This is a genomic window from Aminivibrio sp., assembly GCF_016756745.1.
Lineage (GTDB): Bacteria > Synergistota > Synergistia > Synergistales > Aminobacteriaceae > Aminivibrio.
Map to the genome: position 1 here is coordinate 1 of NZ_JAESIH010000004.1, position 3755 is coordinate 3755.

The 3755-nt window shown below is 54.4% G+C and carries 4 protein-coding genes; 3 read left to right on the top strand and 1 reads right to left on the bottom strand.

Annotated elements, in window-relative coordinates; all coding sequences use genetic code 11:
* Positions 1-3 precede the first annotated feature (3 nt).
* On the top strand, positions 4-123 hold the full coding sequence (locus JMJ95_RS13865; RefSeq protein ID WP_367153723.1) for a helix-turn-helix transcriptional regulator: 120 nt from the start codon (positions 4-6) through the stop codon (positions 121-123).
* A gap of 489 nt (positions 124-612) precedes the next feature.
* On the opposite strand, the gene JMJ95_RS00195 is transcribed toward JMJ95_RS13865, so the two are convergent.
* On the bottom strand, positions 613-2016 hold the full coding sequence (locus JMJ95_RS00195) for an ATP-binding protein (protein WP_290680919.1): 1404 nt from the start codon (positions 2014-2016) through the stop codon (positions 613-615).
* Positions 2017-2531: 515 nt separating this feature from the next.
* On the opposite strand from JMJ95_RS00195, the gene JMJ95_RS00200 reads away from it, so the two are divergent.
* On the top strand, positions 2532-2846 hold the full coding sequence (locus JMJ95_RS00200) for a GIY-YIG nuclease family protein (RefSeq protein WP_290680922.1): 315 nt from the start codon (positions 2532-2534) through the stop codon (positions 2844-2846).
* 704 nt (positions 2847-3550) lie between these two features.
* On the top strand, positions 3551-3755 hold a 205-nt coding region (locus tag JMJ95_RS00205; protein ID WP_290680925.1), incomplete at its 3' end, for a hypothetical protein.

Consider the following 3755-nt stretch of genomic DNA (forward strand, 5'->3'; position numbering starts at 1 on the left):
AGAATGGGAACAAGCCAAAGCAATATCAGCAGGCTGGAATCCGGACGCTACAACCCTTCCCTGCAATTTCTGAGGCGTGTTGCCCGTGCGCTGGAAAAAGACCTTGAAGTGACATTGAAATAGAAAAGGATGGCCTGGTTTAAATATTCTTTTGGATTGATAGGTTGTTCTCATCCTGAGGTGAGTTAACTCCTCGCTTCGCGCGCTCGGGACGACAGGCAATTTCCATTCGTTCGGGACGGAGGGTGTCATCCTGAGCGGAGCGAAGGATCTCGTTTTCGGTCCGCCATTCCGAACAACTGTAGAGTCAGAACCGAGATCCTTCCCCTCCGGGGACGCGATCGGGCGAAAAAACAGCCCTCAGGATGACAAACAAGGGCAATCCCGTTCGTTCGGGACGGAGGGTGTCATCCTGAGCGCAGCGAAGGATCTCGCTTTCGGTCTGCCATTCCGAACAACTGTAGAGTCAAAACCGAGTGACCTTCCCCTCCGGGGACGCGATCGGGCGAAAAAACAGCCCTCAGGATGACAAAATTCCAGGGCATTGGCCACAGGACAACAGACAAAGACATCTCCGGGGAGGGGGAATCTCGCCCTTTGGCCCTAAGAAGATTAGATCTCTCCAAGCAGTTTTTCCAGATTTACCAGCATAGTGTTTTCCGTTCTTTCAGCCTCTTTTCGCAGTCCCTCGGTAAAACCTGCCCTGCTGAAGAGGCAGTATTCCCGTTTTTTGTCCCTCAGCAGCAGCGTGGAGCGCTTCTGCAGTTTTTCCATTTCCCGCAGACCGGTCTTCTCGCCTTTCCATTTGCACTCCCCGAAAAGGGCCCACTCAATGTCGGATCCCACGATGTCGATTTCCTCCTGCTGCCTGGTTTCCGGGTCGCTGCCCCACCAGCGGGCAAATTCCCGGTAGACTGTACGCAGACTTTTCTGCCTGTTCAGACGGACAAGGTACTGGCGGCAGATATCCTCGAACACTGGGCCGAAGTAGTCGCTGAAATGAGGAGCGATCATCTTTTCGAAAGCCTCGTCCGGCATCCCCATCCCGATGAGGGACATGGCGCCGGGGATGAACCGGTACCAGAAGCGGAAGAGCTGGTCTTTCACCCGGTAGACCACTTTTCTGCTGTTGTTGTCCCCGAAGGGGTAGTCTTTCCGGAGTATCTCCAGGTCGATGAGAGCCTTGAGGTAGTTCGCCACGCTTTTTGACGGCATGCCGACCTTGGTGGAAATTTCGGCCTGGCGGCTTGCACCCCCTGCGATGGCCCGAAGGATGGAATTGTAGACCGCGGGCTCCCGCATTTCCTGTTTCATGAGATTGGCCGGCTCCTCGAACAGGACGCCGGTCCCTGCCAGAAACTCCTCTTCGACGGCCTGTCTGAAGCTGCCGTGACGCCCTGCAGCAAGGAGGTACTGGGGTATTCCTCCGGTGATTCCGTATCCGTAGAGCTGTTCGTGTCCTTTCCAGCCCGGGAAAAACTTCATGCTGTCAAAGCAGTCGAGGGGCTGGATTTTGAACTGGGCGGTCCGCCTGCCGTAGAGGGGGCTTTTGTAGTCCAGAACCTGGTGTTCCATGAAGCTCATGGAGGATCCGCACAGGATGAGAAAAAGCTGTGTCCCGGAGAAATAATGATCGATGGCTTTCTGGAGGATTGAGGGCAGCGACGGGTTGGCTGAGGCGATGTAGGGAAATTCGTCGATGACAAGGACAATTCTCTCTTCCCGGGCAAAGTCGGCTACGTATCTGAAGGCCGAGTCCCAGGAATCGAAAGAGGAAATGAAGGACGACTGCTTCCCGGGGAGGCACCGGAGCACTTCGTCTGAGAACATGCGGAGGGCTTCCGTATCGTTTTGCTCGATCGCCGCATAGAAGAGCGTTTTTTTCCCCGCACAGAATTCACGGATCAGCCGGGTTTTTCCCACCCGCCTGCGGCCGTAGATCACGGGCATCTGGAAGCCTTTTTCCTCATAAAGCCGGTGCAGCTTTTCGAGTTCGTTCTCTCTGCCGATGAACACGAGAACACCTTCCTTAATATCATTTTGCGATTAGTCTAATTGCGATTAGACTAAGTGTGATTAGATATAGCTGATGGTATATTCAAATGGCGGCGGTGTCAAGGGCGGAGGGCAGAGCGGATGGCGAAGCCGGATCGCGGGTCTTTTCCGAAGGAGAAAGACCTCGGACTTGTCGTCCTGAACGGAGTGAAGGACCTGAATTAAAGACTTCAGAATCAACACCAGATCCTTCGGGCGTAAAGATGCCCTCAGGATGACAGACAATGTCTACGCGATCCGGCGAAAAGCACCCGTCAGGACGACAGGCAAGGGCACTAAACCGAGATTCTTCGTCGCTGCGCTCCTCAGAATGACATAATCACAGCCCCGGCGACGGGCTCGGGGTCATACTGAGCGAATGCCGTTGCGCAGCGTCCCCGGAGGGGAGGGATCTCGCCCCTGGTTTCTCCCCGTTTTTTTTCACGGCTCTATGCTATCCTTTTTTCGATGCAAAAAAGGCCGGAGGAGCTGAAGTCATGGAGCGTTCCTATTACGTCTACCTTCTTGCAAATGCCAACAACAGGGTGCTGTATACCGGAATCACGAACAATCTGAAGCGGCGGCTTTTTGAGCACAAGCACGGTCTTGTAGAAGGGTTTACGAAGAAGTATCGCGTTCATAAGCTGGTGTATTTCGAGGAGACGAATGATGTGAATACTGCGATAGCAAGAGAAAAGGAAATAAAGGGATGGATCAGGGCGAAGAAAAATGCCCTTGTCGAGAAAGAGAATCCAAGTTGGAGTGATCTGAGCAAGGGATGGGAGGTCGATTCTTCCCTTCCGGAAAAGTGATCGTACAAAAAAGACAGTTTGTAGGAAGTGTTTGGAGTGTTATGTCATCCTGAGGCCGGTTTTTTGGCCGAAGGATCTCAGTCTGGAGGTTCTTAACCCCAGATCCTTCGCTGCGCTCAGGATGACAAACAAGGGCAATATCGGCCCTTTCTTGACTCTGGTGTGTCATTCTGAGGGCGAAGCCCGATCGCGGAGCATCCCCGGAGGGGAAGAATCTGCACTTGAAGTGGCTCAGAATCAAAGGCAGGTCCCTCGTCCCCTCCGGGGACGCGATCGGGCGGTGAAACAGCCCTCAGGATGACAGAACCCATACTTCCAGCTTCGCTCCGCATGCTCAGCGACAGCGATCGCTGCGCTCAGGATGACAAACAAGGGCAATACCGGCCCTTTCTTGACTCTGGTGTGTCATTCTGAGGGCGAAGCCCGATCGCGGAGCATCCCCGGAGGGGAAGAATCTGCACTTGAAGTGGCTCGGAATCAAACCCGAGGTCCCTCCTCCCCGGAGGGGAAGGGGTTCTTCATAAAGGGTTAGAGTCAAAACCGAGATCCTTCCGGCGAGAAGCCACGCCGTCAGGATGACAGCCGAGGGCAAAGCCCTTCGCTCTCTCGGGACGACATAATCGATTGCCCCGGCCCGCCCCTTTGCATTCGCCGCCTGAGCCGTCATAATAGGATGCATCAGATGGAAGCAGGGAGTGCGCTGAATGGACGAGAAAGGCATCATTGTGTGTGCCGAGGAGATAGACGAGGGGCTGGAGCTTCAGCTCTGGACCAGGGGGAAAACTCCCCGCCTGGTGATTGTCAACAGGGCAAAAAACACGAAGAAGATGAGCCCCCTGAGCTGGCTTGAGGGAGAAGAGAGAAAGCTCTCCCTCAAGGGAGGGGGCGGGAAGACGGTTTATTATCCTA

Coding starts and splice junctions, on each gene's coding strand:
- JMJ95_RS13865 (WP_367153723.1), top strand. CDS start 4: ATGGGAACAAGCCAAAGCAATATCAGCAGGCTGGAATCCGGACGCTAC.
- JMJ95_RS00200 (WP_290680922.1), top strand. CDS start 2,532: ATGGAGCGTTCCTATTACGTCTACCTTCTTGCAAATGCCAACAACAGG.